This is a genomic window from Halobacillus sp. ABA4_118, assembly GCF_056160205.1.
Genome location: NZ_JBSWWS010000001.1, coordinates 171,618 through 197,030, shown reverse-complemented (window position 1 = coordinate 197,030; position 25,413 = coordinate 171,618). Strand labels below are relative to the sequence as shown.

Sequence of the window (25,413 nt, the reverse complement as noted above, 5' to 3'; positions counted from 1 at the left end):
ACCCCTTGCAGAGTGTAATGACTGATAACAATTAAAGGAGGAAGATCAGAAATGAGTGAACAGGATCTTTCAATGCCAACCAAATATGATCCGGCCGCTGTCGAAATGGACCGGTACCAGTACTGGGTGGATGGGAAATTTTTTGAAGCCGAAGGTGATACGGACAAAGAACCGTATACCATCGTTATTCCCCCGCCGAACGTTACAGGAAAGCTTCACCTCGGCCACGCATGGGATACGACCCTGCAGGATATTTTATCCCGTGTGAAGCGGATGCAGGGCTATGATGTCCTGTGGCTGCCCGGGATGGACCATGCCGGAATCGCTACACAGGCGAAGGTGGATGCCAAACTTCGTGAACAGGGGGTTTCCCGTCACGACCTCGGCCGTGAGAAGTTCCTTGATAAAGCATGGGAATGGAAGCATGAATATGCGAAGTTCATCCGCGCGCAGTGGGAAAAGCTCGGCCTCGGCCTAGATTATTCCCGCGAACGGTTCACGCTTGATGAAGGTCTTTCCGACGCTGTTAAGGAAGTATTCGTTACTTTATATGAAAAAGGCTTGATTTACCGAGGGGAATACATCATCAACTGGGATCCGGCTACACAGACGGCTTTATCGGACATCGAAGTCGAGTATAAGGATGTCCAGGGAGCGTTTTATCATATGCGCTACCCGCTGAAGGATGAAGAAGGGTCCATCGAAATTGCTACGACCCGTCCGGAGACGATGCTTGGGGATACCGCCATTGCGGTTCACCCGGAAGATGAGCGCTACAAGCATCTGATTGGTAAAAAAGCGGTTCTTCCTATTGTGGGAAGAGAAATTGAAATTGTCGCTGATGACTACGTCGACATGGAATTTGGTTCAGGTGCTGTGAAGATTACGCCGGCTCACGATCCGAATGACTTTGAAATCGGGAACCGCCACGATCTTGAGCGTGTGCTCGTCATGAATGAAGACGGTACGATGAATGAAAATGCCGGGGCGTATAAAGGGATGGACCGTTTTGAATGCCGCAAGCAGATTGTCAAAGATCTTCAGGAGCAGGGCGTCCTGTTTGAAATAGAAGATCATATGCATTCCGTCGGTCACTCCGAAAGAAGCGGGGCTGTAGTCGAGCCTTATCTTTCCACACAGTGGTTTGTTGATATGAAGCCGCTGGCGGATGCCTCCGTCGACCTTCAAAACGGAGACGAAGCCGTTCAGTTTGTTCCGGACCGTTTTGAAAAACCATATCTGCATTGGATGGAGAACACCCGTGACTGGTGTATTTCCAGACAATTGTGGTGGGGCCATCGTATTCCGGCCTGGTACCATAAAGAGACCGGCGAAATTCACGTAGGCAAAGAAGCGCCGAAAGACCCTGAAAACTGGAAGCAGGATGATGATGTCCTGGATACGTGGTTCTCTTCCGCCCTCTGGCCGTTTTCAACGATGGGCTGGCCGGATGAAGGAAGCAGTGACTATAAGCGCTACTTCCCGACCAACGTTCTCGTAACCGGCTATGACATCATCGGGTTCTGGGTAAGCCGGATGATCTTCCAGTCTCTTGAATTCACCGGCGAGCGTCCGTTCAAAGATGTTCTTATTCACGGTCTTGTCCGCGATGCAGACGGCCGTAAAATGAGTAAATCCTTAGGAAACGGCGTCGATCCAATGGATGTCATAGAGAAATACGGGGCGGATTCGCTTCGTTACTTCTTGTCCACCGGATCATCTCCAGGTCAGGACCTGCGATTCCACTGGGAAAAGGTGGAGTCTACATGGAACTTCGCAAACAAAATCTGGAATGCCTCCCGTTTTGCTCTGATGAACATGGGCGGGTTGAAATTTGAGGATATCGATCTATCCGGAGAAAAATCCGTTGCGGATCAATGGATTCTCACACGACTCAACCAGACGATCGACCAGGTAACGACCAACATTGATAAATACGAATTCGGGGAAGCCGGACGTCACTTGTATAACTTCATCTGGGATGATTTCTGTGACTGGTATATTGAAATGGCGAAACTTCCATTGTACGGGGAAGATGAGCAGCGTATTCATACCACCCGTTCGATTCTGGCTTATACGCTGGATCAGACGATGAGAATGCTTCATCCATTCATGCCGTTCATTACAGAGGAAATCTGGCAGCACCTTCCTCATGAAGGGGAATCCATTACCCAGGCATCCTGGCCTGTCGTAAGAGAAGATTTCCACAATGAACAGGCGGTTGCTGAAATGGAACGCCTTGTCTCCATTATTCGTTCCGTTCGTAACATCCGTGCCGAAGTAGACACACCGATGTCCAAGCAGATTCAGCTTCTGATCCAGGCGAAGGATGAGGATGTTGTTCAGGAGCTCGAGAAGAACCGCTCTTATTTAGAGAGATTCTGCAACCCGAGTGAACTGACGATTGCCACCGATCTGCAGGCTCCGGAAAAAGCGATGTCTGCCGTCGTTACGGGTGCGGAACTTTACCTGCCGCTCGCAGGCCTCATCAATATCGAGGATGAGATCAAGCGTCTTGAAAACGAGTGGAAGAAATGGGATCAGGAAGTGACCCGCGTGCAGAAGAAACTTTCCAATGAAGGTTTCGTAAGTAAAGCCCCTGAGCACGTGGTTGAGGAAGAGCGGAAGAAAGAAACCGACTATCTTGATAAACGTACGAAAGTCGAAGCGCGTATTAAAGAACTGAAAGCCTAAGAGGAGAAGGAGGGTATTCTACGGAATACTCTCCTCTTTTTAAAGAGAGGGAAGATTTATGAACTACGAAGAAGCGGTGCAATGGATACACGCCAGGGAAAAATTCAAAATCAAACCGGGCTTGAGACGGATGGAATGGATGATGAAGCGTCTGGATCATCCAGAACAGAAGATATCCGCCGTTCATATAGCAGGCACGAACGGCAAGGGATCGACAGTTTCTTTCTTAAGGCATATTCTGCAGGGACAGGGTTTAGCGGTGGGGACTTTTACCTCTCCGTATATTGAAACGTTCAATGAGCGGATCAGTGTGGATGGCCGTCCGATTGCGGACCGTGAGCTCGCAGAGGTTGTCGAGCAGATTCGTCCATTGTCGGAGCAGCTGAAGCAGACCCCGCTCGGAGAACCGACGGAATTTGAAGTGATTACGGCTGCAGCTCTTCTGCATTTTTCACGGATGGACCTGGACTTTGTCCTGATGGAAACAGGGCTTGGCGGGACGTATGACTCTACGAATATCATTCATCCTGTGTTGAGTGTTATTACGAACGTCGGTCATGATCATATGAACATCCTCGGCTCTACGATCCGTGAGATTGCCGGCGAAAAAGCCGGGATCATCAAGCAGGGAGTCCCGCTCGTCACTGGTGCTTCCCAGCAGGATGCGGTTGATGTCATTGCCGCAAAAGCGGAAGAGTGCGGAGCCCGTATGTACAGATACGGGGAGGACTTTCACGCAGATCATCTGGCAAGTGGTGATGGCAGGGAAACTTTCCGTTTTATGAGTCCACCTTTCACCTCTCCTGTTTGGAAAAGCTCGCTGCTCGGGCCCCATCAGGTGACCAATGCTTCGCTTGCGATCCAGGCAGCGGAGGTGTTAAGAGAGCGGGGCGTGCCTTTGGAAGCGGAACAGTATGGAATAGCCATTGAGAAAACGTTCTGGCCGGCAAGATTTGAAACGCTCCGTTGCTGTCCGTTGACGATCGTGGACGGGGCGCATAATGAAGAAGGCACCGATGCTCTTGTGGAAACAGTGATGCGCCACTATTCAGACCGTCGCATTCTGTTGGTTTATGCAGCTTTGGAAGATAAACCGGTGGAGAAAATGTTAGGGAAGCTGAAGGAAGTGACAGATCACCTTTATGTCACCACCTTTGATTTTCCAAGAGCATTATCTTCAGAGGCTTTGCAGGAATTTTCTCCTGTGGCCCGTACCGAAGCTTTTGCGGATTATAAGCAGGCAGTCCGGGAAGCAATGGCAGAAGCGGGGGAGGAGGACGTTATTGTCATCTCCGGTTCGCTTTATTTCATCTCTATCGTACGGGCATTTCTTAAGTAATGCTTGTAAAAGTGGGAATTTATAGAAAATTTTGCTATATTATATGGTAAAATATACTATAATGAACGGCGTTTACAGGCAGAGGTGATACGATGTCCAAAGAAAAAATTATTGGTGTCTGGCTGGTCTGGGCGGTCATCTGGCCCCTGGGCCTTGTACTGATCTACAACTTGGAAACGCCGGCGGTCTCCGGAAGCCGGATCAACCTGGTGATATTTGCGCTGCTTACGGTCATTGTGGCTTTGTTTCCATTGCGGATCGGAGACCACCCGGTGTTTTTTACACAGGGAGTAGCTTTCGCCGTATTTCTCCATTACGGGCTGTTTGCAGAAATCGTCATTTCTCAAATTGCTTTAGGGGCGCTGCTCATCAAAGTGAGGCTGAGCAGGCATACGATGTACAGAATTCCCATCAACCAGCTTATGTTTCTGATGATCTCTGTTTTTTCCGCACTCCTTTATGAAGGGCTCGGAGGCGGACATGGTCCTGAGGCTGTGGATGAATTTCATGACCTTTTTCCTATCGTTTCCTATGCCGTCTCCCAGATTGTGTTGAACCAGCTTTTTCTATCGGCCATCTCCAAATGGCTGTATAAACGGCCGTTCAAATGGCTGGATCAAGGGTTGTTATGGGATGTAATGACAGCGGGGCTTGTGCTGCCGATCGGTTTTGTCCTCTTCGTTGTTTTCCTCCCATTTGGAATCAGTGGGATTTTCTTTGTTGGTATTCCTTTTGTGTTCATATCAGGCATGCTGATGATGTATCATAACAGCAGTCAGGTGAATGAGTATTTGAAACGGGCGAGCCGGATCGGCCATGAATTGACAGGCGAGCTAAGCGTGACAGAGGTGCTGAACATATTTGTCGATCACATGTCGGACCTTCTTCCGCTGGATCATTTGTATGTGTTTGATGTGAAGGAAAGGGGCCGTTTGAAACTGATCCGTTTTTTCGACCGGTCGGGCACGTTGGAATTTCCTCCGGTTACCTTGCAAAAAGGGGAGAGTGTGAGTGGGCATACGCTCCAGGCTGGAAAAGGGGCCTACTACAAAAAGCGGACTGAATGGAGAACGCTGGAAAGTCCTTATATACCCGACGCTTCGGAAAGTGTCTTATCCGTTCCGGTCGTCCGGAATAACGAGACGGTTGGTGTGATTACGGTATATTCAAACCAAAAACGGGCGTTTTTGCAGTTTCAGCTTCTCATATTGTCCATTTTGTCCAACTATCTCGGTGTAGCCATTGAGAATGCACGTCACTATGAGAAAACGAAAGCGGAAAGTGAGCGCTGTGCGCTGACAGGCGTTTACAATTACCGGTATTTCGATGATTTTATGAAGCAGTCGTTCCTAAAGCATGAGGAAGATGAACGGGAACCGGTTTCACTGATCCTCCTGGATATTGATCACTTCAAAAAGGTCAACGACACGTATGGGCACGAAAGCGGAAACGAAATTTTGATTGAACTCGCCGGTCGTTTAAAGGAAGCAGCCGGGGAGGACATGACACTGGCCCGTTACGGAGGAGAAGAATTTGTTTTTCTTCTGCCGGGATTCGACGAAAAAGCGGCTCTTGCTTTCGCCCTTCATATCCAGGGCGTCATTACGGAGGATCCGTTTACCGTAGTTGAACATATTCTCAAACAAGAGGGGCCTGTTTCCGTGCAAGTCACTGCAAGCATCGGTGCGGCCTCCTATCCTGACCCGTGTGAGGAACCCCTCGACTTGATTCGTCAGGCGGACAGGGCGATGTACGTCGGAGCGAAACAAAGAGGGAGAAACAGAGTTGCGGGATATAAAGATTTGATGCAGCCAGTCCAATAAATTTTTATTGGACTGGCTTTTTATTTTTTTGAGACAAACCGGGGGATGTGGGCTATAATTTTTATGATCCCCTGCTTTTGAACCCACCGCCTGATCAAACTCCCTTCTCTCCTTTTTCAACAGCTTTTCATTTCTTAAAAAAGGAGATCCGCGTATGTATATCCTTTTCTCTTTCTACTTTTTCCTCGCTGGAACCATCTTAGGCTCTTTCTTTCATGTGGTTGGGGTGCGGCTGCCTCAAAACACTCCGTTTATCCTATCAAGATCTGCCTGCCCGGTTTGTTCGACGACGCTGCATGCGAGAGACTTAATTCCTCTCGCTTCCTACACGCTCGCCAAAGGGAAGTGCCGCCATTGTCAAACACGCATTTCTCTGGTTTACCCGGCCGTAGAGCTGATCACGGGCGTCCTGTTTCTGTCTGCCTATGGTCAATTCGGGTGGTCGGTAAACGTATTGGAGGCTCTCCTCCTGCTTTCATTGGCGGTCATCGTGACCGTCAGCGACGTGAAGTATATGATCATTCCCAACCGGCTTCTAATGTTTTTTGCCTTTGCGTTTGTCGTTCTGCGGTTGTTTTTTCCTCTGAGTCCGTGGTATGCCTCGCTGCTTGGCGCCTGTACCGGCTTTACAATTGTACTTATAATCATTGTTCTGAGCCGCGGAGGGATGGGGGGAGGTGATATGAAACTGCTGGCCGTGCTCGGTTTGTTTTTCGGGGGCCCGTTGACCCTCTTGACGTTCTTCCTGGCTGTGACAGCAGGAACTTTGATCAGTACATTTCTGCTGGCTGCCAAGGTGATCAGCCGCGGTCAGCCTTTCCCTTTCGGCCCGTTTATCATGGCCGGGGCCGTCATCAGTTTTTATTATGGTGACGCTGTACTGGCATTTTACATGCAAAGCTTTCAATAACAAGGAACTGCAGGGGTAAAGGAGAGAAGAGGAGCTTATGAATGAGCTGAAATTGTCGAAGCGGCCCCGACAAAATTAAGCATGGTTTTTATTTCTTCTGTGATAGGGTTGGGACAAACGTTGCAGGAGTGATAACCATGGATTCAAAAAAGAAAATTTCAATTTCATTCCGGCCTGAGAACGGTTCAAAAAACGAAGTGGTCCGTACTCAAAATGAACAGGCGGCGGCTGTGGATCAAGATAAGAAAAAAGATAAGCGGGCCACTCCTGTTTATCCACTTCCTGTGAAAAAGAAGTGGCGGATCCCTGGATCCTACCGGCCGGTCCTTGCTACGGCAGTGATTGCCCTCCTGCTCAGTCTGGGGATTGGTTTCGTGCTGCTGCGGATGTTTGTTTCCTTGACGGATGTCACCACGGCAGGGACAGAAACTCTTCCTTCTCCTGAAGCACCGGCCGGAGAGGTGCAGGGGGCAGAAGGCGGGTCTGAAAACCAACTGCCGGCCAGTGCGGCAGCCACACTGGATACATACATTGTCCAGGCCGGTGCTTTTTCTACAGAGGGAAAAGCCGGCGAGTGGCAGAGCCGTTTGAACGCCCAGTCCATCTCGTCAGTCATTTGGAAGCGGGATGGGCAGTATTTTCTGTTTGTCGGAAGTGCTTCTTCCAAGCAGGAGGCCGCTTACATGGCAGAAGAGATGAAGTCTAAAAGTATCGAAACCTATGTGAAACCGTGGGTCGTGACCATTGAAAAAGAGCTTCCTCCGGCGCTGCAGGAAGGAATGAAAACCCACACCCTCGGTTCAATCAATGAGTCTCAGCGGAAGGAAATCGCCAAAGCGGCCGGCGAAGAATCCGCCCTTGGCCAGGCCCTTATAAACTGGGAGTCACAGGATGAGAACAACCTGAACTGGCTGAAAGTCGCAAAATCCCTGGAATAAGCGGTTCATTGTAAAAGAAGAGCGGAAAAAGGAAGTTTGCTCACGCAGCCCTTCCTTTTTTCATATCCGGGAATTCGAAAAGGCGGATGTTTCGGTCATCTGCATTTCCGGTTATTTTTAGTATGATACATGTAACCCCATGGATAGAAAGGATGTTTGTTGTGATGAAGACGCTTGTGCTCGGCTCTCAGTCCCCCCGGCGGAAAGCCTTGCTGGAAATGGCGGGGGCTTCCCCGCTTATCCGCCCCTCCTATACTGATGAAACGCTGGAGCATGTCATGTCTGCCGAGGAAGCAGCCGCTTTTCTGGCGGAACAAAAAAGCGCGGCTGTCCAATTGAATGAGGAAGAGGTGCTGCTGACTTCAGATACCGTCGTATCCATAGACGGAGTCCTTTTAGGTAAGCCTGCTGATGCCAGTGAAGCCCGTCGTATGCTGGAAAGGATGAGTGGACGGACGCATCAAGTGTACACAGCTGTATGCCTGCGGACCCTGAAGGAGAAACGGACCTTTACAACGGGGACGGATGTAAGTTTTTATACGTTGACGGACGAGGAGATTGATCACTACCTGAGCACGGAAGATCCCTGGGATAAAGCGGGCGGGTATGGGATTCAGGGAAAGGGCGGCCTGTTCGTCGAGGAAATCAAAGGGGATTATTACAACGTTGTCGGCCTCCCCATCGCCCGGGTCATCCGGGAGTTGAGAGCGTTTGGCATCTTCATCCATTAACAGCTTATTCCCTGGGGAGGATTGAGAAAGGGTGTGAATTTTTGACAACGCCAAACGTAATGATTAAAGATGTTCCAAAGCAGGACCGCCCGCGCGAGAGGTTGATTGAACTGGGACCGTCCCACTTGTCCAACCAGGAGCTCCTCGCCATCCTTCTGGGGAGCGGAACGAAACAAGAGTCCGTGATGGAGCTTTCCAATCGTCTCCTCGTTCATTTTGAAGGGATGACCCTGCTTAAGGATGCGGCCATTGAGGAGCTTACGGCCATCAAGGGCATTGGAGCCGCCAAAGCGGTGCAGCTTCTGGCGGCGGTTGAACTTGGGAAACGGATGCACAAAATGAAGCCGGCGGAACGCTATATGATCCGGAGTCCTGAAGACGGAGCGGATTTTATCATGGAGGAAATGCGTGATTTAAAGCAGGAGCATTTCATCTGCTTGTTCTTAAATACAAAGAACCAGGTGCTTCACAGGCAGACCATCTTCATCGGGAGTCTAAATGCATCCATCGTCCACCCTAGAGAAGTATACAAAGAAGCGGTGAAACGTTCCGCAGCCTCGATTATCTGTGCCCACAACCATCCCTCCGGAGACCCTACACCGTCCCAGGAAGATATCCAGGTCACCCAGCGACTGAAAGAATGCGGGAAAATGATCGGCATCGAACTGCTTGACCACATTGTTATTGGTGACCGTACATTCATCAGCCTGAAAGAAAAAGGCTATCTATGAATGGTCGCGCTTTCTTTTCGTGGTCTTACCAGAGGCTTTCGTATGTTTCTGGAAAAAGTTTAATAGGGATTGTTGTACCACTATCTATTTTTGTAGTTTTTTCGTATAATTGAATAGATGAAAAAGATGAGCGCCATTTATAGGATCTTCTTATAAATCGGCGCTTCTTCTAATCAGACAATTTTGGGGATGTCTCACCCCCGCCTGAGGAAAGCGGGCTCTTAGAAAGGAAGATAGTATTGGGGATTTTTGGATTCTCTCAAGACCTCGGGATTGACCTGGGTACAGCGAATACACTTGTATTTTTGAAAAATAAAGGGGTTATCGTCAGGGAGCCTTCTGTCGTAGCCAAAAACTCTCAAACTGGAGAGATTGAAGCTGTAGGAAATGATGCGCGGAATATGATTGGAAGGACACCCGGATACATAAACGTGATCCGCCCGATGAAGGACGGGGTCATTGCTGATTATGATACGACGGCGCAGATGATGAAGTATTACATTAAAAAGGCGTTGAAAAACCGTTCTTCGTTCGCAAGCAAACCGAACGTTATGGTCTGTGTACCGTCCGGGATTACCATGGTGGAGGAAAGAGCTGTTGTAGATGCAACGAAACAGGCCGGTGCCAAGGAAGCCTATCCGATTGCGGAGCCGTTTGCTGCGGCTATCGGGGCAGGCCTGCCGGTTTGGGAGCCGACAGGAAGCATGGTTGTCGACATCGGCGGCGGTACGACGGAAGTAGCCATCATTTCCCTAGGCGGGATTGTGACGAGCCAGTCCATCCGTGTAGCCGGGGACGAAATGGATGACAACATCATCCAGCATGTGCGTAAAAAATATAACTTGATGATCGGTGAGCGTACAGCCGAAGACGTAAAAATGGAGCTTGGCGGCGCCGGTGAAGTCAAGGATATCGAGGAAATGGATATCCGCGGCCGCGACCTTTTGAGCGGTCTTCCAAAGACGATTACGATTAAGAACGATGAAATTTATGAAGCCATGAAAGATACGGTCGATTCGATTATAGAAACGGTGAAAAACACATTGGAGAAAACCCCGCCTGAACTTGCTGCGGACATTATGGAACGCGGCATTGTCCTGACAGGAGGCGGCGCTCTGCTTAAAAACATCGATACAGTCATCAGTGACGAAACCAATATGCCGGTCTTTATAGCGGATGAACCGCTTGACTGCGTAGCCATCGGAACAGGGAAATCCCTGGAATACATCCATCACTTCCGCTCACAGCCCAATGTGGCCAGCCGGGCGAACATGGAGTAAACGAATAGGTTATGCCTTCTTTATTCCGCAGAAAAAGACTGATGATTGTATTGCTTGGTTTCATAGTACTTGTCACGTTAATTGGATTTTCCATCCGTGATCGGGATTCTCTCAGCACACCTGAAAAATTCCTTCAGGATTCGGTCGGATGGATGCAGACGATTTTTCATAAGCCGGTCAGCTTCGTAGATACGACGGTTGAGAACGTACAGGACATGTTCAACGTATACGAGCAGAACCAGGTGCTGAAAACACGCCTGTCTGAATATAAAGGTGTGATTCAGGAGAATCAGCGTCTTACCAAAGAAGTGGACGAACTTCAGGATACCCTCGGGAAGTCGGAGGGGCTCAGCGATTATTCCTCGATTCAGGCGACGGTCATCGCCCGAAGCTCGGATCGATGGTTTGAGCAGATGACCATCAACAAAGGCGGGGAAGATGGTGTGGAAAAGGACATGGCGGTCATGACGAGTGACGGTCTCGTCGGAAAAGTTAAATCGGCGGGAGCCTTCCATTCCACTGTACTGCTGCTGAGCGGATTTGACCGCTCCAATAAGATTTCCTCCTGGGTGGTCCGGGAAGATAAGGAAGAAGCCTTCGGGTTGATCGAAGGTTATGATGATGAATCGGGTCGTCTTCTCCTTGAAGGCATCAAGCTTGATGAGGAGCTGGAAGCCGGGGACACGGTTATATCCTCAGGGCTTGGAGGTGTCTTTCCAAGTAACCTGAGAATTGGTACGGTCGAGGAAGTGGTGAATGATCAGTATGGTCTGACAAAAACCGCGTACGTGGAACCGTTTGCTGATTTATTCGACATCAACCACGTGATGGTGGTGGATCGTTCAGTGGAAACGATCGATACAAGCAGTGAAGCGGAGGGGGATGAATCATGAGCCGGTATGTCATCCCGCTTTTCTGCCTTTTTCTTCTTGTGATGCAGGGAATGGCAATGAGCCTGCTTCCTGCGAAGCTTGTCTATTCGGATCTCCTGATCACCCCTCACTGGATATTGATCTTTTTGTTTATCATCGCGATTTTTTACGATAAGGATCATACGTACCACGCGGTCTGGTACGGTCTTCTCTTCGGCTTGTTGATTGATGTCGTATACACAGGGGTGCTCGGGGTGTACATGATCACCTACACCCTGATTATTTATGTGGTTCACGGGTTGAAAAAATTGGTTCATGCCAATTTCCCGGCCGCTTTTTTACTTGCAGTCATCGGCCTCATACTGGCGGATGTCCTTCTTTATATCGTGTATTCGTTCGTTCAGATTACGTCAATCAGCTGGGTGGACTATGGTCTGCTTCGTCTGCTGCCTACACTGGCGGCGAATATGATCTTTTTCACCCTGCTTTATCCGCTCGTGAAGGAGAGGGCATATGATTGGTCGGAAGAAATCAGTAACGTTTAGTGTAGTGAATGTCTAAGGTCTTGAGGTGATTGCCAATGTCGGCGAATGGTCAGAGAATCATGATTAAAGGAACGAGAGATGGATTGATCTTGAAATTGGATGACCAGTGTTCATTCGATCGGCTCCTCCGGGATCTGCAGGATAAGCTGTCCATGAATGGAGTCACGGAAGATGAGCCGATGATCCGGGTCATTATTCAAGTCGGAAACCGCTACTTGACAGAAGAGCAGAAAGAAGAACTGTCTGCCGTTGTCCGTGAAAAACAGAAGCTCGTTGTAGATAAAATCGAATCGGACGTTTTGACAAAAAAGGAAGCGTTGGATTGGAAAGAAAACACTGAAATTACCCCCGTAGCCAGAACCGTCCGTTCAGGACAGGTCGTGGACGTGAAGGGTGATCTGCTTCTTGTCGGAGATGTCAATCCGGGCGGACAGGTGAATGCCACGGGAAACATCTTCGTCATGGGGCGTCTGAAAGGGATTGCCCACGCCGGTTGTGAAGGGGATACGGCTGCTGTGATTGCGGCTGCTTATATGCAGCCCAGTCAGCTGAGAATTGCCGATCAGCTCAGCCGATCTCCGGACTATGAGTCTGAGGGCGTGTATATGGAATGCGGGTTTATTGATAAGGACTTTCAGAAGATTCGTATTGATCGGTTACAGGAAGTTGTAAAGAAGAGACCGAATCTCGTAAGTTTTGAAAGGAGAATGATCAATGGGTGAAGCGATTGTCATTACCTCTGGAAAGGGAGGCGTCGGAAAAACGACTACAACTGCCAATCTGGGGACCGCTTTGGCCTTGCAGGACAAAAAAGTCTGCTTAGTTGATACTGATATCGGTCTCAGGAATTTAGATGTTGTGATGGGGCTCGAGAACCGGATTATCTATGACATTGTGGATGTCGTAAAAGGGCGCTGTAAAACGAAACAGGCACTGATTACAGATAAACGCTTCGAATGCCTTCACGTGCTGCCGGCAGCGCAGACCTCTGATAAATCGGAGGTCACGCCGGAAGGCATTAAAGCCATCGTAGAGGAACTGAAGCAGGACTATGATTATGTGGTGATTGACTGCCCCGCTGGTATTGAACAAGGCTATAAAAATGCCGTAGCCGGAGCAGATAAAGCCATCGTCGTTACAACGCCGGAAAAATCAAGTGTTCGTGACGCTGATCGGATTATCGGACTGCTTGAGCAGGAGGATTTGGAAGCGCCGAAACTGGTCATCAACCGGATTCGGAACCATATGATGAAAAATGGGGATATGATGGATGTGGATGAAATCGCCAACGTGTTGTCCATTGATCTTCTCGGTATCGTCATTGATGATGAAGCCGTCATCAAGGCATCCAACAGTGGAGAGCCTGTTGCGATGAAGCCGAACTCTAAAGCGTCGTTAGCCTATCGAAATATTGCCCGCCGGATTCTGGGTGAAACTGTACCCCTGTTGAGTCTGGAAGAGGATAAAGGCGTGCTTGCTAAAGTGAAACGGTTCTTTGGAATGCGCTCCTAAATACGAACCGGCGTCATCAAACGGCGCCTGGAAGCTGTCGAGAATACTCTCGACAGCTTTTTTATATGCAGGCATGTCCCACCGAGAAGGAAGCTGGAACGACACCGGCTCTTCTGAAGCGAGAAAGGATTAATAAACCAACCCCTTGTCCCATAGAATAATAGAAAAAAGGGCCATAGAGAGGGGTTTGAGTGTGAATAAGAACATAAGAGATGTACGGAGGAATATAGCAGGCCGGAAGAAAAAGAGGCTGGACCGGCAGGCACCGCGGACAGGTCCGGTTTATCAGCCTCCCCGGGATGAGGAGGTCCATGGGTTTCCGCCGTTGATAACCAATGGTGTTGATGGGGGCCCTCCAAGGGAACCAGCAGAAAACAGCCGGAGCAGCCGGTTCGGCCTGCAGGTGTTCTTTTCTGTACTGTTATTTGCCGTCATGGCCGCTGGTACACATTCCAGTGCCGCCCTTTTGAAAGCACCAGCGGACTGGGCGGCTGGACAGATGACGGATGAGTTTCCATTTGCTAAAGTTACCGCCTGGTACAATGACCGGTTTGGGGATCCTCTGCAAGTTATGAAACCGAAAGAAGAGCAGGTAGAAGAGCCCCTTGCCATGCCTGTGAACGGAACAGTGACCACCCCTTTCCAAAACGATGGGAAGGGCATCATTTTGACGACAGCCAGTGATTCCAAAGTGCGCGCTGTCAGAGAAGGAACGGTCGTGTTTGCCGGAAATGACCCCGACTCAGGGAAGACGGTTGTCCTGCAGCACCAGGATGGCACGGAAACGACCTACGGCTATTTGTCCGAGATCGATGTGTATTTGTATGAAAATGTTCAGTCTCAGGGTGGACTCGGTTCTGTGAAAGCAGAAGAGGGAGAAACGGCTGAATTTTTCTTTGCCATAGAAAAAGACAACACGTACCTGGATCCGGTTCAGGTGATTAAAGTAAATGAAGGATCTTAGGGTGGCCGGCTGGCTTCATATCCATCCTCTTTTCTTTCTGCTGGCTTTCTCAGCTATTCTTACAGGAGCCATTCTTGATTTTATTCTTTTATTCTCCATCGTCTTCATTCATGAAATGGGTCATTTTTGGACGGCCCGTCATTTCAACTGGCGGGTGGAAAAGCTTGAAATCTGGCTGTTCGGCGGAGCGGTTGTCAGTGAGGAGCACCACACCCGCCCGTTTAAGGAGCAGGCAGCCGTCGTCCTTGCAGGGCCCCTTCAGCATCTTTGGATCTATCTTCTTCTTTACGGCATTGCAATGGGGGCGGGACCGCACCCTTTCATAACGACGGCCTTGTTTTACAACACCTTGATCCTGTGTTTTAACCTGTTGCCCATATGGCCGCTGGATGGCGGCAAACTCATCTTCTATTTCTTCTGCCGGATGTACTCCTTCCAAAAGAGCTTGAAAAGGACGCTTCTTTTTTCTGCGCTCATTTTGACAGCGGCGGCCGGGTGGTTGTTCCTTGAACAGCGGTGGACGCTTGCAGCCGTCCTTCTCACAGCCTTTCTCATTACAGAACACGTTCTGGAATGGAGGAAGCGAGCGTTCAGCCATATGCGCTACCTGCTCTTCTGCGCCTATCAAGACAGGGAAGGGATGAAGACGGAATACCAACACGTGTCTCCGGATATGCGGATCATGGATGCTGTGAAACACGTCCGTCCCAATCGGAGGGTGAAGTATATATTGAAACAGGCGCCCCACTTTTATATAGTAGATGAACAGGAATGTCTGCGCGCTTATTTCGAAAATAAGCAGCCGTACTTAAAGTTTAAGGACATCCGCCAATTTGCTTAAAAAGAGGGATGGCATGCGAACGTTGATCATACAGACGAAAACGACAGAACGAACCGGGCTGCTTGTAGAGGGTGGAAAGGTTCAGGAATATAAAATGGACAGGCCCGGAGCGCGTACGCTCACGGGTTCTATTTACTGCGGTGTGATCGCCCAGATCGATCAAGGCCTGCAGGCGGCCTTTGTGGATATCGGTTTAGAGAAAAAAGCATTTCTCCGGGGGAATTCGATTCCATGGGGAGAAGGGAAAATCGAAAGCAGGGTGAAGGTCGGAGAGCGTCTGTACGTCCAGGTCGAGAAGGACCCTGCCGGTGATAAAGGAGCGAAAGTAACCGCGGATGTGACTCTTGCAGGAACCCATATGGTCTACAGACCTTATGGCGGAACAACGGCGCTCTCCAAAAAGCTGTCCCCATCTGAACAGTCGGACCTACAGGCTTTATTTCACCCTATTCTTGAAGAACCGGAAGGCATGATTGTTCGAACTGGAGCCAAAGATGCATCCAGAGAATCCTTAATGGAAGAATGGCAGCGTTTAAAAGAGGAGTGGAAGCGTACAGTGGATGGCGCGGCGGAGAAACCGGGGTGCATCTGGCAGGAGGATTTTCTGCCGGACCAGTGGTTGAGGAGGTTCCCGGTTTCCTCCATTGATCAGGTCCTCATCGACGACATCGAGACAGCGAACCATGTAAAGAAGCGTCTGCCTGCCCTGGCCGGCAGTGTTCAATGGGTCAAAGACTTGGAAAAGCATCTGCCTGTACCGATCCACACGCTCCAAAAGGCTCTCCTTCAGCCGGAAGTTCAAACGAAAGAGGGGATAACCCTCGTTATCGAACAAACCGAGGCTATGGTGGTGATCGACGTCAACAGCAGCCAGTTCAAAGGCCGGTCTTTTTCCAATGCCCAGGCTCTGGATGTGAATCTGAAAGCCGTTGAGGAAATTCAAAGACAGATCCGTTTGAGGAATCTTTCCGGAATCATTATGATTGATTTCATTTCCATGAACCATCCGGATCATAACAAAAAGCTGGAGCGCATATGGCGGCAGCAGATGAGAAAGGATCCTGTCTCCACCGTCGTCCACGGACTTACAAAACTCGGACTTATGGAGATGACGAGGAAAAAGGAAGAAGCGCCGCCGTTCTCTCTTCTTGCGGCCCGGAAAGAAAATACGTTTACCTATGAGACGATGGTTTTTCAGCTGGAGCGCGCATTGATGGAGCTTGGCGATACAGAAGCTGTCCTTTTGGCCGTTCATCCTGCATGTCTGAAAATAAAAAAACGCTTGTTTTCTGAGGCTGTATCTAGTAAAATTCCACAGGAGCTGTTTGTCAGGGTGGACGACCAAATCCACGGCTGGCAGATAGAGCTTGAAGGGTCTTCCGACATGGTTAAAGAAGTGGCGGAAAGCCGTGATGCACGTGTTGACAACTTGTTTTGATCTGTGGTAACATTATTTTGTTATTCTAGTAGCACCCGCTGCTACAACCGCGCAGAACAGGTTTTAAACCGGAAACGGTACCTGAATGGCGAGTCTGAGTATATTGAGGAGGTGCAGGTATGTACGCAATTATTGAAACTGGTGGTAAGCAGGTAAAAGTTGAACAGGGTCAGGAAATCTACGTTGAGAAAATGGACGTGGAAGCTGGCGAAACGGTCACTTTTGACAAAGTTCTATTCGTAGGTGGAGACGATACAAAAGTTGGTGCTCCATTCGTAGACGGTGCTTCTGTAACAGCTAAAGTTGAAAAACAAGGCCTACAGAAGAAGTTGACTGTCTTCAAATACAAGCCTAAGAAGAACTACAAGCGCAAGCAGGGTCACCGTCAGCCGTACACGAAACTTATCGTTGATGAAATCAACGCGTAAGGATCGTTCCGGATGATTAAAGTATCCATGTTTCGCTCACAAGGGGATATTACAGGTTTTGAAATATCCGGTCATGCAGAAAGCGGACCCTACGGCCATGACTTAGTCTGTGCTGCTGTGTCAGCTGTCTCATTCGGAGCCGTCAATGCTATTGTAAGCCTTTGTGAATTCGAACCTCATGTTGTACAGGGAGGCGAGGGTGGTTATTTGAAAATCACACTCCCCGACAATCTGCAGGAGCCGGTAAAAACGAAAGCCCAGACGCTTTTGGAAGGCATGCAGGTTTCCTTACAAACGATTGAACAAGATTACGATCAATATATTCATATATCCCAACGATAAGGAGGTGAAGACTCATGCTACGTCTTGATTTGCAGTTTTTCGCCCAGAAGAAGGGTGTAGGTAGTACAAAGAACGGTCGTGACTCTGAGTCCAAGCGTCTTGGAGCTAAACGCGCAGACGGACAGCACGCATCCGCTGGTTCTATCCTTTACCGCCAGCGCGGTACGAAAATCTATCCAGGAGCCAACGTTGGCCGTGGTGGAGATGACACATTGTTTGCGAAAGTAGACGGTGTTGTTAAGTTCGAACGTTACGGACGCAACCGTAAAAAAGTCAGCGTTTATCCTGTAGCACAGGAAGCGTAAACGAATAATTTCGTGCAGCAAAAGCCGCGCTTATTGCAGAAAGCAAAGCGCGGCTTTTTTATATCTGCTTTTCCAGGCTCCGCAACCGTCAGGAAACCCCCGGCAGAATTTTCCCGGAACTGTTTTTGCCGGCTGTAATCTCTGCTATACTTTTTATTATTATGGGTGTTCGAGGGAGTTGACACGATGGAGGAGAAAGAGATCATCGGACTGCTTAGACATAAGCGTCATGACTGGATGAATCAAATTCAATTGATTCAAGGGTATGCTTCGCTTGGGAAGCACGATCGTCTGATGGATCTGCTGGATACTGTGAAGGCAGAATCGGAGGAAGAACGCAGGCTGTTGAATGCAGAAGCGGTTGAATTTTCGTTATGGCTTCTCACGTTCAACTGGTCGTACCAGTCGTTCCGCCTCACCTATTCGCTGGAGCAGGGGCTTGATTTATCCAGTCATGATCAGACACTGGCTGCTTATGGCAGGCGTATGATGGAAATAATGGAAAAGTATAAGGATCAAGATGAACTTTATGAAGGGACTGTGACCCTTTATCGTGGAGGACAAGGGGCTCTCGGTGTAAGCTGGGAATGGGATGGACGCTTTCCCGAACCCGATTCCGTGCTGGGATCCCTTCAGGATGAAGGGTTTGTCGCTTCCATTTATGACAGGAAAGAACTTTCTATTGAAATGACAATAGAATGAAGAGGTGAATACAAATGTTTGTCGATCAGGTTAAAGTATTTGTAAAAGGTGGAGACGGCGGAAATGGTCTTGTCGCCTACCGCCGTGAAAAATATGTACCAAAAGGAGGTCCTGCCGGAGGCGACGGCGGTAACGGAGGCGACGTGGTCTTCGAAGTGGACGAGGGCTTGAACACGCTCATGGACTTCCGGTACCAGCACCATTTTAAAGCGGTGCGCGGACAAAATGGAATGAATCAGAAGCAGCACGGAAAAAACGCCGAGCCGCTTGTCATCAGTGTGCCGCCGGGAACAACAGTAAAAAGCGCGGACTCTGATAAAGTCATCGCCGATTTGACGGAACATAAGCAGAGAGCGGTCATCGCCAAAGGTGGACGCGGGGGACGTGGAAACGCCCGTTTCGCAAGTCCGAGAAACCCGGCTCCTGAAATTGCTGAAAATGGCGAACCAGGGGAAGAACTGGATGTCGTGGTGGAATTGAAACTGCTTGCTGATGTAGGGCTTGTCGGTTTTCCAAGTGTCGGAAAGTCTACATTCCTTTCGGTCGTCACCGCAGCACGTCCGAAAATCGCGGATTACCATTTTACGACACTGGCACCGAATTTAGGCGTCGTAGAAAGCCAGGATCACAGGAGTTTTGTGATGGCTGACCTTCCCGGACTGATTGAAGGAGCTCACGAAGGGGTCGGACTCGGCCACCAATTCCTGCGCCACGTAGAACGTACCCGGCTTCTTCTTCACGTCATTGATATGTCGGCTATGGAAGGCCGTGACCCCTACGAGGATTATGTAACGATCAATCAGGAACTATCCTCCTACGATGAGCGGTTGAAGAACCGTCCGCAGCTTATTGTCGCTAACAAAATGGATATGCCTGGAGCAGAGGATAACCTTGAGCTCTTCAAAGAGCAGCTCGGGGATCAGGAAATCGGCATCTATCCGATTTCCACCGTGACGCGTGACGGTCTTGATGAACTGCTTTATGCAGTGGCTGATAAGCTCGATCAAATGCCGAAGCAGGAAGAAGAACTGGAAGAAGTCGATGAACGTGTCCTTTATAAGTTTGAAAAAGAAGAAGCTCCATTCAAAGTGACGCGGGCCGATGATGGGGCCTACGTGTTATATGGAGAGAAAATCGAATCCTTGTTCAGACGGACAGACTTCTCCAGGGACCAGTCCATCAATCGTTTTGCCCGTCAGATGCGCAGCATGGGCGTGGACGAAGCCCTCAGAAAACGGGGAGCAAAAGATGGCGATACGGTAAGACTCATGGATTATGAATTCGAATTTGTGGATTAAGAAGGGAGGAAGAGGTCATGGCGGATTATAACGAAACGTTTTATTTAGTCCGTAGTGATATTCTCCCGGAAGCGATGATGAAGACGATTGAGGCTAAGGAGCTGCTGGAAAGAGGCAAAGTCGGCTCGATTTATGAAGCGGTCAAGCATGTGGGATTATCCCGGAGTGCGTTTTATAAATACCGGGATGCGGTTTTTCCTTTCCAGGCCATGGTAAAAGAACAGATGATCACTCTTTTCTTCCATTTAGAAGACCGGAGCGGGACATTGTCGAATTTATTGATGACGGTGGCGGAATCAGGCTGTAACGTCCTGACCATCCACCAGACAATCCCACTTCAGGGCAAGGCCAATGTGACTCTCTCCTTAAATACGTCAGGAATGAAGGAAAGCATCGAGAAATTGTTACAACAGCTCCATAAACTCGATTTCGTCGATCGTGTTGAAATTTTAAGTTCAGGAGCTTAATTGGAGGGGAAATCATGTCGGAACAGCAGATTGGGTACTTGGGACCCCAGGGGACGTTTACAAAAATGGCGGTGGATGCTTTATTTGACGGCGGGTCATTCATGGCTTATGAGAGCATTCCATCCTGCCTGGATGCGGTGGAGCGTGGCGAAATAGGAACAGCCGTTGTTCCGCTTGAAAATGCGATTGAAGGCTCCGTCCATTTGACGATCGATTATTTAGCCCATCAGGTGGATCAGTCTATTATTGCAGAACTGACCGTACCTATTAAGCAGCATCTACTAGTACATCCGGCAAGGAACGGGGAAGAGATCCGTAAGGTGTATTCCCACAGCCACGCCATTGCCCAGTGTCACGAATACCTTCACAAACACTATCCGAACGCTGAGATTGAATATACAGCCTCAACAGCTAAAGCAGCCGAGCTTGTGGCAGCCGAGCGTGACGGAGTGGCGGCTATTGCGAACCACCTGGCTGCAGAAGGGAATGGACTGACCTTCCTGGATACGGATATCCATGATTATGATAACAACCACACACGATTTGCTGTCGTCCAGAAGAACCCGCAGACGTTGAAGGTGAAGGACCATCCTGTCAGCAAACATAAGACGACAGTCATGGTGACACTGCCTAAAGATTATGTCGGTGCCCTGCATCAAGTGCTTGCAGCTTTTGCCTGGAGAAAGATGAACTTATCAAAAATCGAGTCGAGACCAATGAAAACCGGTCTTGGCAACTACTTTTTCCTAATAGATGTGGATCAGCCCTATGATCAAGTGCTGTTCCCAGGTGTACAGGCGGAGCTGGAAGCCCTTGGCTGCCGCTTGAAGGTGATTGGGACGTATCCAAGCTATCAAATCGACATCCCTGCGCCTGTCCATAAAGCTTGAACCTGAAAACCCCGGAATCCCTGCTGTGGCAGGGACATCCGGGGTTTGTTTATATTTTATAGAAATTATTATAGGCTTTTTCATCAAACTTTCGGCTTGTGCTGCATAGAGTGTTATGAAGTTATTTTTGTTTTATTGTTCCTCAGCAATGACAGGAAGGGAGTTGCAATTGTGAGAATTCACATTGTACAAAAAGGAGATACACTCTGGAACATAGCCAAGAAATATGGGGTTGACTTTGAGGAGTTAAAATCCGTAAATACCCAGCTTTCCAATCCTGATATGATTATGCCGGGTATGAAAATCAAAGTCCCTCAAGGTACAAAGCCTGTTAAGAAAGAAGCACCAAAGGCTCAGGCGCCTGCAAAGGAATTGCCTTCAGCCCCTTATAAGGAAAAGGCAAAGCCTATTCCCTCCATTAAAGAAGATGAGAAAAAGCCTGCGCCTAAAGGGGTAAAGGAAAAACCGATGCAGCCCATGCAGCCGATGCAGCCGATCCATATGAATATGCCGATCACCATGCCGAGTATCGATCAGCAGATGCAGAATTATTATACAACCTTCCACCTTCCTCAAATGCCGGGGCCGAAACCTGAAGAATCCCCGGAATCACCAGAGTCGCCAAAAGAGGAAGTAAAAGGAGAGCAGTATCAGCCGATGCAGCAGCCCTACTGCCCTCCGATGCAGCCTCAACTGGTTCATACGGATTACTACTGCTGTCCTCCTTATCCGGTTATGATGCCGATGCCATATGGTGGGATGCCGCATCCCATGCAGCAGCCGATGCAGCATCCAATGGGGCAGCCGATGTATGGAGACGACTTCGAGTCGGATGATGATATGGTGCAGGGCGCCCAGTCGGATGAGGACTGCGGCTGTGATGGGGATTCTGTAAAAGGCTATGGTCCTGCGTACGGCGGCCATCATCCTGGACATCACCCATATCACCCTCAACATCCATGGCAGCAGATGCCTTATGGCGGTATGCAGCAGCCGGGCGGCTGGGGGCAGCCATATCCGCAGCACCCGCAGCACCCTCAGCACCATCAATATCCTCAGCAAGGCTGGGGACAGCAGCCATACCAAGGGTGGGGTCCTTACCCTCAGATGGGACCATGGAACCCTCAACAGGCCGGTCAGGGGATGCCGCAGCCCTGGAGAGACGATGATGTAGATGAAAGCTGAATACAAAAAGGGCGATTCATACACGGATCGCCTTTTTCATTGGATACAAAAAGAAGAAAATCTTCCTGTCGTGTTTGAACGTACCATCAAGCCTAAAGTTTACAAAGTATCGTTTGCAGGAAGACCGATGATTTTGAAGGGCTATCGGAGGCTTCATGTGATACAGCAGCAGATCGACTTCTTTGAACACTGGAATTATGCTTCCCGGACAGCCGCCCGCCCGGTTCCGTTCCGTCCGGAAACCTTCACGCTGGGGAAATTAGGCTGTGACTGGGCTTTGTTTGAACGGATGGAAGGTAGGCATGCAGACTTTGACCGGCATCAGGATCGGAAGAAAGCGGTCCGTATCCTGCATCAATTCCACCGTACAACGAAAGGCATCGCGGTCCTGTCGATCCCGAAAGATCCATTGTATGTGAAATGGGAGCGGAGGCTGGAGCAGTTTTTGGAAACGAAAGATGTTTTTACGGATTTTGGCAGACGCCAGATGTTTCAGGATATATCTTCCCTCGTGGAGCGGAGGCTGGAGGCCTTCTCTGATTGTCCGTGGGGGGAGATAGAAGAACGAGCCTGGGATAATCATGAATGGCTCCACGGGGATGTCGCGCATCATAATTTCATCGTCACTCGTGACCAATCCATCCGTATGATTGATTTTGATCTCCTGCATACGGGACCGCGCGTCTATGATCATATCCAGCTTGCCCAGCGTTTCCTCCCTCACGTGGAATCTGAACGATCCACGCTGGTTCAATATTTTCCTCATGTGAAAGAACGTGAAATCTGGTGGAAAGGTGTCCTCGTGCCTTCTGATCTCCTGCGCGAATGGCTGTACGGCTACAGAAGCTGCTTAAGGGAGGAAAGCTCCTTCGTCCGACAGATAAGGAAGCTGGAAAAAGCCTGGGAGAGCCGGAAGAAGTTTGTCCGATACGCAGAACATATGCTATGATTAGTTATCATATGTGTGAAAGGATGAACAATCCGGTGGAAGAAAAAGTACAGCAAATAACAGCCTGGCTTCAGGATAAAGTGAAAGAAGCCCATGTAGACGGTCTCCTTGTCGGAGTGAGCGGCGGTATTGATTCCGCAGTCGTAGCCAACTTGATTAAAAAAGCATTTCCTGAGCGCTCGCTGGGTGTGATTATGCCCTGCAAGAGCCAGTCAGAAGATCAGGAGCATGCCCGCCTTGTAGTGGAAGCCTGTGATCTTCCAGCTTTGACGGTGGATTTGACGGAAACGCATAACGTGATGTTCAAAAACATTCAAACCCAGCTGGAAGCTGCGGGGCAGTTGAATGAGGATCAATTGAAACTTGAGGATGCCAACCTGAGAGCAAGGCTGAGGATGAGCACCCTTTATACGATTGCCACCAACCATAAGTATCTTGTCGTGGGAACAGATAATGCTGCTGAATGGTATACAGGATACTTTACGAAATATGGAGACGGCGGTGTCGACCTTGTGCCGCTTGCGAACCTGACCAAAGGTGAAGTAAGAGAGATGGCCGAATACTTAGGAGTACCGAATGAAGTCGTTCATAAACAGCCGAGTGCAGGACTTTGGGAAGGTCAGACGGACGAAAATGAAATGGGTACCAGTTACGCCATGATCGACCGTCACCTTAAAGGAGAGGAAATTCCTGAAGAAGACCGTAAAATCATCGAAGCGATGCATAAGCGGTCCGCCCATAAGCGTCAGCTTCCTCCTGCACCATCGCAGTAACTTTGGTGAGATTTGCCAGACTAAAACATTCTTCTTTACCCATAGTAAGGGGAAAAGGAGAATGTTTTTATGTGGAAAATTATTGGAGTGCTGCTTGCTGCCTGTCTCTTTAGCGCGTGTCAATCGGAGGAAGCCCGTGAGCCGGAGGGAACCTCTGATGAAATCTATGAGCCGATCAGCTACGGGGGAGTAGAGGACACGGAAAGAAGCGGCCGGATTCCGACCGGTAAGGACAGCTATTTTAAACGGACCGCCGAAAAGGATTTTCGCAACGCCCGTTACGGGGAGACGAACCGATCTCATGATAATGATTTCAACAATGAAGATGCTATGGCCGTCGTGGAGAAAATTCATGAAATCAAAGAAGTCACGATGGCTCAGGCCTATTCTACGGACGATGCGATGTATATTGCCGTCATGATCAATCCGACAGATCGGAGAGATACCGACGTAACGGAGAAAATCAAGCAGAAAGCCGGGGAACTGACAGAGAAGAAGCTCACCATCTATACCAATAATAACAACTGGGATCACATGAAGGATCTGAATGCCCGTTTGAACGCGGCGGAAGCACCGGACTCCGTGAAAAAACGGATTCGTGAGTTCTTCAATCGGGAGTAAACCTCCTGCTTTTATGCCATAAATTGATTATGGTATAGTGAAAGATAGAAATGTTTTGGGGAGAGGAGAATGTCCAATGGCAGGCCATTCAAAATGGAGCAATATCAAGCATCGTAAAGGGGCTCAGGATGCCAAAAGAGGAAAACTCTTTATGAAGCTGGCCCGTGAAATTTTCATGGCTGCTAAACAGGGCGGAGGGGATGAGGAAACCAATCCTGCCCTCCGGATAGCAGTAGATAAAGCAAGGTCTAACAATATGCCGAAGGATAACATCGAAAGGGCCGTTAAAAAGGCCACCGGGGATCTGGAAGGCGTCAACTATGAAGAGTTCACCTATGAAGGATACGGTCCCGGGGGCGTAGCTGTAATGGTCAAAGTGCTGACGGATAATAAAAACCGTACCGCCGGGGAAGTGCGCCATGCCTTCAGTAAAAATGACGGCAATCTTGGTGAAAACGGCTGTGTCGCCTTTATGTTCAACCGCTCCGGCTATCTTGTCATCGACCGGTCCACAACGGATGCAGGTGAAGAAGCCGTCATGCTGGAAGTGATTGAAGCAGGTGCTGAGGAAATGGACACGACAGAAGAGAGCTTTGAAATTTATACAGAGCCGGAAGCCTTTTCTGATGTGAAAGCTTCGCTGGAAGACAGCGGCTACACGTTTTCTACAAGTGAAGTGACGATGATTCCTGAAACCTATACAGAACTCGATGAAGAGGGCGTAGAAAAAATGCTGAAGCTGATTGATATGCTTGAGGACAACGATGACGTCCAGGAAGTGTATCATAACCTCGATGCTGATGAAGCGGTTCTCGAAAAATTGTCCTGATTCTGC

The 25,413-nt window shown here is 49.2% G+C and carries 27 protein-coding genes and 1 other annotated feature; all 27 genes read left to right on the top strand.

Translation table 11 applies throughout. The annotated features are described in order from the left end of the window. Nucleotides 1-51: 51 nt before the first annotated feature. Nucleotides 52-2,694, top strand: coding sequence for a valine--tRNA ligase (locus ACXAGL_RS01090; protein WP_474989483.1), 2,643 nt, complete (start codon nt 52-54; stop codon nt 2,692-2,694). Nucleotides 2,695-2,752: 58 nt separating this feature from the next. After that, nucleotides 2,753-4,033: a bifunctional folylpolyglutamate synthase/dihydrofolate synthase gene (locus ACXAGL_RS01085; protein ID WP_474989481.1), complete on the top strand. Its 1,281-nt coding sequence runs from the start codon at nt 2,753-2,755 to the stop codon at nt 4,031-4,033. A gap of 92 nt (nt 4,034-4,125) precedes the next feature. Then, a complete protein-coding gene (locus ACXAGL_RS01080; protein ID WP_474989479.1) occupies nt 4,126-5,856 on the top strand; it encodes a sensor domain-containing diguanylate cyclase in 1,731 nt (576 codons plus the stop codon). 154 nt (nt 5,857-6,010) lie between these two features. Beyond that, the gene (locus ACXAGL_RS01075) at nt 6,011-6,766 is read left to right on the top strand and encodes a prepilin peptidase (protein ID WP_474989477.1); all 756 of its coding nucleotides are present in this window, start codon (nt 6,011-6,013) and stop codon (nt 6,764-6,766) included. Nucleotides 6,767-6,903: 137 nt separating this feature from the next. Then, on the top strand, nt 6,904-7,704 hold the full coding sequence (locus ACXAGL_RS01070; RefSeq protein WP_474989475.1) for an SPOR domain-containing protein: 801 nt from the start codon (nt 6,904-6,906) through the stop codon (nt 7,702-7,704). 164 nt (nt 7,705-7,868) lie between these two features. Next, nucleotides 7,869-8,435 carry a Maf family protein gene (locus ACXAGL_RS01065; protein WP_474992319.1) on the top strand — a complete coding sequence of 189 codons (567 nt, stop codon included), beginning with the start codon at nt 7,869-7,871 and terminating at the stop codon, nt 8,433-8,435. A 59-nt stretch (nt 8,436-8,494) separates the two neighbouring features. Next, nucleotides 8,495-9,166 (top strand): RadC family protein, encoded by a 672-nt coding sequence (gene radC / locus ACXAGL_RS01060; protein WP_474970422.1) that lies wholly within the window; start codon nt 8,495-8,497, stop codon nt 9,164-9,166. 239 nt (nt 9,167-9,405) lie between these two features. Next, nucleotides 9,406-10,446 carry a rod shape-determining protein gene (locus ACXAGL_RS01055; protein ID WP_474969107.1) on the top strand — a complete coding sequence of 347 codons (1,041 nt, stop codon included), beginning with the start codon at nt 9,406-9,408 and terminating at the stop codon, nt 10,444-10,446. An 11-nt stretch (nt 10,447-10,457) separates the two neighbouring features. Beyond that, complete coding sequence (gene mreC / locus ACXAGL_RS01050) at nt 10,458-11,339, top strand: rod shape-determining protein MreC (protein WP_474969106.1); 882 nt, start codon at nt 10,458-10,460, stop codon at nt 11,337-11,339. Then, nucleotides 11,336-11,863, top strand: a complete 528-nt coding sequence (mreD, locus tag ACXAGL_RS01045; RefSeq protein WP_474969105.1) for a rod shape-determining protein MreD — start codon at nt 11,336-11,338, stop codon at nt 11,861-11,863. Before mreC ends, mreD begins: the two co-directional genes overlap by 4 nt. Nucleotides 11,864-11,898: 35 nt before the next feature. Further along, nucleotides 11,899-12,585 (top strand): septum site-determining protein MinC, encoded by a 687-nt coding sequence (gene minC, locus ACXAGL_RS01040; RefSeq protein WP_474969104.1) that lies wholly within the window; start codon nt 11,899-11,901, stop codon nt 12,583-12,585. Continuing rightward, nucleotides 12,578-13,375 carry a septum site-determining protein MinD gene (gene minD, locus ACXAGL_RS01035; RefSeq protein WP_474969103.1) on the top strand — a complete coding sequence of 266 codons (798 nt, stop codon included), beginning with the start codon at nt 12,578-12,580 and terminating at the stop codon, nt 13,373-13,375. The genes minC and minD overlap by 8 nt, the downstream gene beginning before the upstream one ends. Nucleotides 13,376-13,568: 193 nt before the next feature. Next, nucleotides 13,569-14,339 (top strand): peptidoglycan DD-metalloendopeptidase family protein, encoded by a 771-nt coding sequence (locus ACXAGL_RS01030; protein WP_474989473.1) that lies wholly within the window; start codon nt 13,569-13,571, stop codon nt 14,337-14,339. Next, nucleotides 14,326-15,180 (top strand): site-2 protease family protein, encoded by an 855-nt coding sequence (locus ACXAGL_RS01025; RefSeq protein ID WP_474989471.1) that lies wholly within the window; start codon nt 14,326-14,328, stop codon nt 15,178-15,180. Before ACXAGL_RS01030 ends, ACXAGL_RS01025 begins: the two co-directional genes overlap by 14 nt. 13 nt (nt 15,181-15,193) lie before the next feature. Continuing rightward, complete coding sequence (locus ACXAGL_RS01020) at nt 15,194-16,618, top strand: ribonuclease E/G (RefSeq protein ID WP_474989469.1); 1,425 nt, start codon at nt 15,194-15,196, stop codon at nt 16,616-16,618. 35 nt (nt 16,619-16,653) lie between these two features. Continuing rightward, nucleotides 16,654-16,724 (top strand) — a sequence feature (ribosomal protein L21 leader region). A gap of 13 nt (nt 16,725-16,737) precedes the next feature. Then, nucleotides 16,738-17,046, top strand: coding sequence for a 50S ribosomal protein L21 (gene rplU, locus ACXAGL_RS01015; RefSeq protein ID WP_474969099.1), 309 nt, complete (start codon nt 16,738-16,740; stop codon nt 17,044-17,046). A gap of 12 nt (nt 17,047-17,058) precedes the next feature. Continuing rightward, nucleotides 17,059-17,388, top strand: a complete 330-nt coding sequence (locus ACXAGL_RS01010; RefSeq protein WP_474969098.1) for a ribosomal-processing cysteine protease Prp — start codon at nt 17,059-17,061, stop codon at nt 17,386-17,388. 14 nt (nt 17,389-17,402) lie between these two features. After that, nucleotides 17,403-17,693 (top strand): 50S ribosomal protein L27, encoded by a 291-nt coding sequence (gene rpmA, locus ACXAGL_RS01005; protein ID WP_027955268.1) that lies wholly within the window; start codon nt 17,403-17,405, stop codon nt 17,691-17,693. Nucleotides 17,694-17,879: 186 nt separating this feature from the next. Then, entirely contained in the window at nt 17,880-18,395 is a 516-nt protein-coding gene (locus tag ACXAGL_RS01000; RefSeq protein WP_474969097.1) for a Spo0B domain-containing protein, read from the top strand. A gap of 14 nt (nt 18,396-18,409) precedes the next feature. After that, a complete protein-coding gene (gene obgE / locus ACXAGL_RS00995) occupies nt 18,410-19,693 on the top strand; it encodes a GTPase ObgE (protein ID WP_474989467.1) in 1,284 nt (427 codons plus the stop codon). Between the two features lie 17 nt (nt 19,694-19,710). Then, nucleotides 19,711-20,160, top strand: a complete 450-nt coding sequence (locus ACXAGL_RS00990) for an ACT domain-containing protein (RefSeq protein ID WP_027955271.1) — start codon at nt 19,711-19,713, stop codon at nt 20,158-20,160. A 14-nt stretch (nt 20,161-20,174) separates the two neighbouring features. After that, entirely contained in the window at nt 20,175-21,050 is an 876-nt protein-coding gene (gene pheA, locus ACXAGL_RS00985) for a prephenate dehydratase (protein ID WP_474989465.1), read from the top strand. A gap of 171 nt (nt 21,051-21,221) precedes the next feature. After that, nucleotides 21,222-22,235: a SafA/ExsA family spore coat assembly protein gene (safA, locus tag ACXAGL_RS00980; protein ID WP_474989463.1), complete on the top strand. Its 1,014-nt coding sequence runs from the start codon at nt 21,222-21,224 to the stop codon at nt 22,233-22,235. Then, entirely contained in the window at nt 22,225-23,184 is a 960-nt protein-coding gene (locus tag ACXAGL_RS00975; protein ID WP_474989461.1) for a phosphotransferase, read from the top strand. The genes safA and ACXAGL_RS00975 overlap by 11 nt, the downstream gene beginning before the upstream one ends. A gap of 35 nt (nt 23,185-23,219) precedes the next feature. Continuing rightward, nucleotides 23,220-23,957 carry an NAD(+) synthase gene (nadE, locus tag ACXAGL_RS00970; protein ID WP_474989459.1) on the top strand — a complete coding sequence of 246 codons (738 nt, stop codon included), beginning with the start codon at nt 23,220-23,222 and terminating at the stop codon, nt 23,955-23,957. A gap of 69 nt (nt 23,958-24,026) precedes the next feature. Next, on the top strand, nt 24,027-24,578 hold the full coding sequence (locus tag ACXAGL_RS00965) for a YhcN/YlaJ family sporulation lipoprotein (RefSeq protein ID WP_474969092.1): 552 nt from the start codon (nt 24,027-24,029) through the stop codon (nt 24,576-24,578). Nucleotides 24,579-24,654: 76 nt separating this feature from the next. Further along, the gene (locus ACXAGL_RS00960) at nt 24,655-25,407 is read left to right on the top strand and encodes a YebC/PmpR family DNA-binding transcriptional regulator (RefSeq protein WP_474989457.1); all 753 of its coding nucleotides are present in this window, start codon (nt 24,655-24,657) and stop codon (nt 25,405-25,407) included. Nucleotides 25,408-25,413 lie beyond the last annotated feature (6 nt).

Excerpts from the sequence above, each read along its gene's own strand:
- ACXAGL_RS01020 (WP_474989469.1), top strand. The coding sequence starts at position 15,194 with ATGCGAACGTTGATCATACAGACGAAAACGACAGAACGAACCGGGCTG.
- ACXAGL_RS01085 (WP_474989481.1), top strand. The coding sequence starts at position 2,753 with ATGAACTACGAAGAAGCGGTGCAATGGATACACGCCAGGGAAAAATTC.
- ACXAGL_RS01010 (WP_474969098.1), top strand. The coding sequence starts at position 17,059 with ATGATTAAAGTATCCATGTTTCGCTCACAAGGGGATATTACAGGTTTT.
- ACXAGL_RS01080 (WP_474989479.1), top strand. The coding sequence starts at position 4,126 with ATGTCCAAAGAAAAAATTATTGGTGTCTGGCTGGTCTGGGCGGTCATC.
- pheA (WP_474989465.1), top strand. The coding sequence starts at position 20,175 with ATGTCGGAACAGCAGATTGGGTACTTGGGACCCCAGGGGACGTTTACA.
- ACXAGL_RS01090 (WP_474989483.1), top strand. The coding sequence starts at position 52 with ATGAGTGAACAGGATCTTTCAATGCCAACCAAATATGATCCGGCCGCT.
- ACXAGL_RS00965 (WP_474969092.1), top strand. The coding sequence starts at position 24,027 with ATGTGGAAAATTATTGGAGTGCTGCTTGCTGCCTGTCTCTTTAGCGCG.
- ACXAGL_RS01070 (WP_474989475.1), top strand. The coding sequence starts at position 6,904 with ATGGATTCAAAAAAGAAAATTTCAATTTCATTCCGGCCTGAGAACGGT.
- rplU (WP_474969099.1), top strand. The coding sequence starts at position 16,738 with ATGTACGCAATTATTGAAACTGGTGGTAAGCAGGTAAAAGTTGAACAG.
- ACXAGL_RS01000 (WP_474969097.1), top strand. The coding sequence starts at position 17,880 with ATGGAGGAGAAAGAGATCATCGGACTGCTTAGACATAAGCGTCATGAC.
- ACXAGL_RS01025 (WP_474989471.1), top strand. The coding sequence starts at position 14,326 with ATGAAGGATCTTAGGGTGGCCGGCTGGCTTCATATCCATCCTCTTTTC.
- ACXAGL_RS00960 (WP_474989457.1), top strand. The coding sequence starts at position 24,655 with ATGGCAGGCCATTCAAAATGGAGCAATATCAAGCATCGTAAAGGGGCT.
- obgE (WP_474989467.1), top strand. The coding sequence starts at position 18,410 with ATGTTTGTCGATCAGGTTAAAGTATTTGTAAAAGGTGGAGACGGCGGA.
- ACXAGL_RS01065 (WP_474992319.1), top strand. The coding sequence starts at position 7,869 with ATGAAGACGCTTGTGCTCGGCTCTCAGTCCCCCCGGCGGAAAGCCTTG.
- mreC (WP_474969106.1), top strand. The coding sequence starts at position 10,458 with ATGCCTTCTTTATTCCGCAGAAAAAGACTGATGATTGTATTGCTTGGT.
- ACXAGL_RS00975 (WP_474989461.1), top strand. The coding sequence starts at position 22,225 with ATGAAAGCTGAATACAAAAAGGGCGATTCATACACGGATCGCCTTTTT.
- ACXAGL_RS01075 (WP_474989477.1), top strand. The coding sequence starts at position 6,011 with ATGTATATCCTTTTCTCTTTCTACTTTTTCCTCGCTGGAACCATCTTA.
- mreD (WP_474969105.1), top strand. The coding sequence starts at position 11,336 with ATGAGCCGGTATGTCATCCCGCTTTTCTGCCTTTTTCTTCTTGTGATG.
- minC (WP_474969104.1), top strand. The coding sequence starts at position 11,899 with ATGTCGGCGAATGGTCAGAGAATCATGATTAAAGGAACGAGAGATGGA.
- rpmA (WP_027955268.1), top strand. The coding sequence starts at position 17,403 with ATGCTACGTCTTGATTTGCAGTTTTTCGCCCAGAAGAAGGGTGTAGGT.
- minD (WP_474969103.1), top strand. The coding sequence starts at position 12,578 with ATGGGTGAAGCGATTGTCATTACCTCTGGAAAGGGAGGCGTCGGAAAA.
- radC (WP_474970422.1), top strand. The coding sequence starts at position 8,495 with ATGATTAAAGATGTTCCAAAGCAGGACCGCCCGCGCGAGAGGTTGATT.
- ACXAGL_RS00990 (WP_027955271.1), top strand. The coding sequence starts at position 19,711 with ATGGCGGATTATAACGAAACGTTTTATTTAGTCCGTAGTGATATTCTC.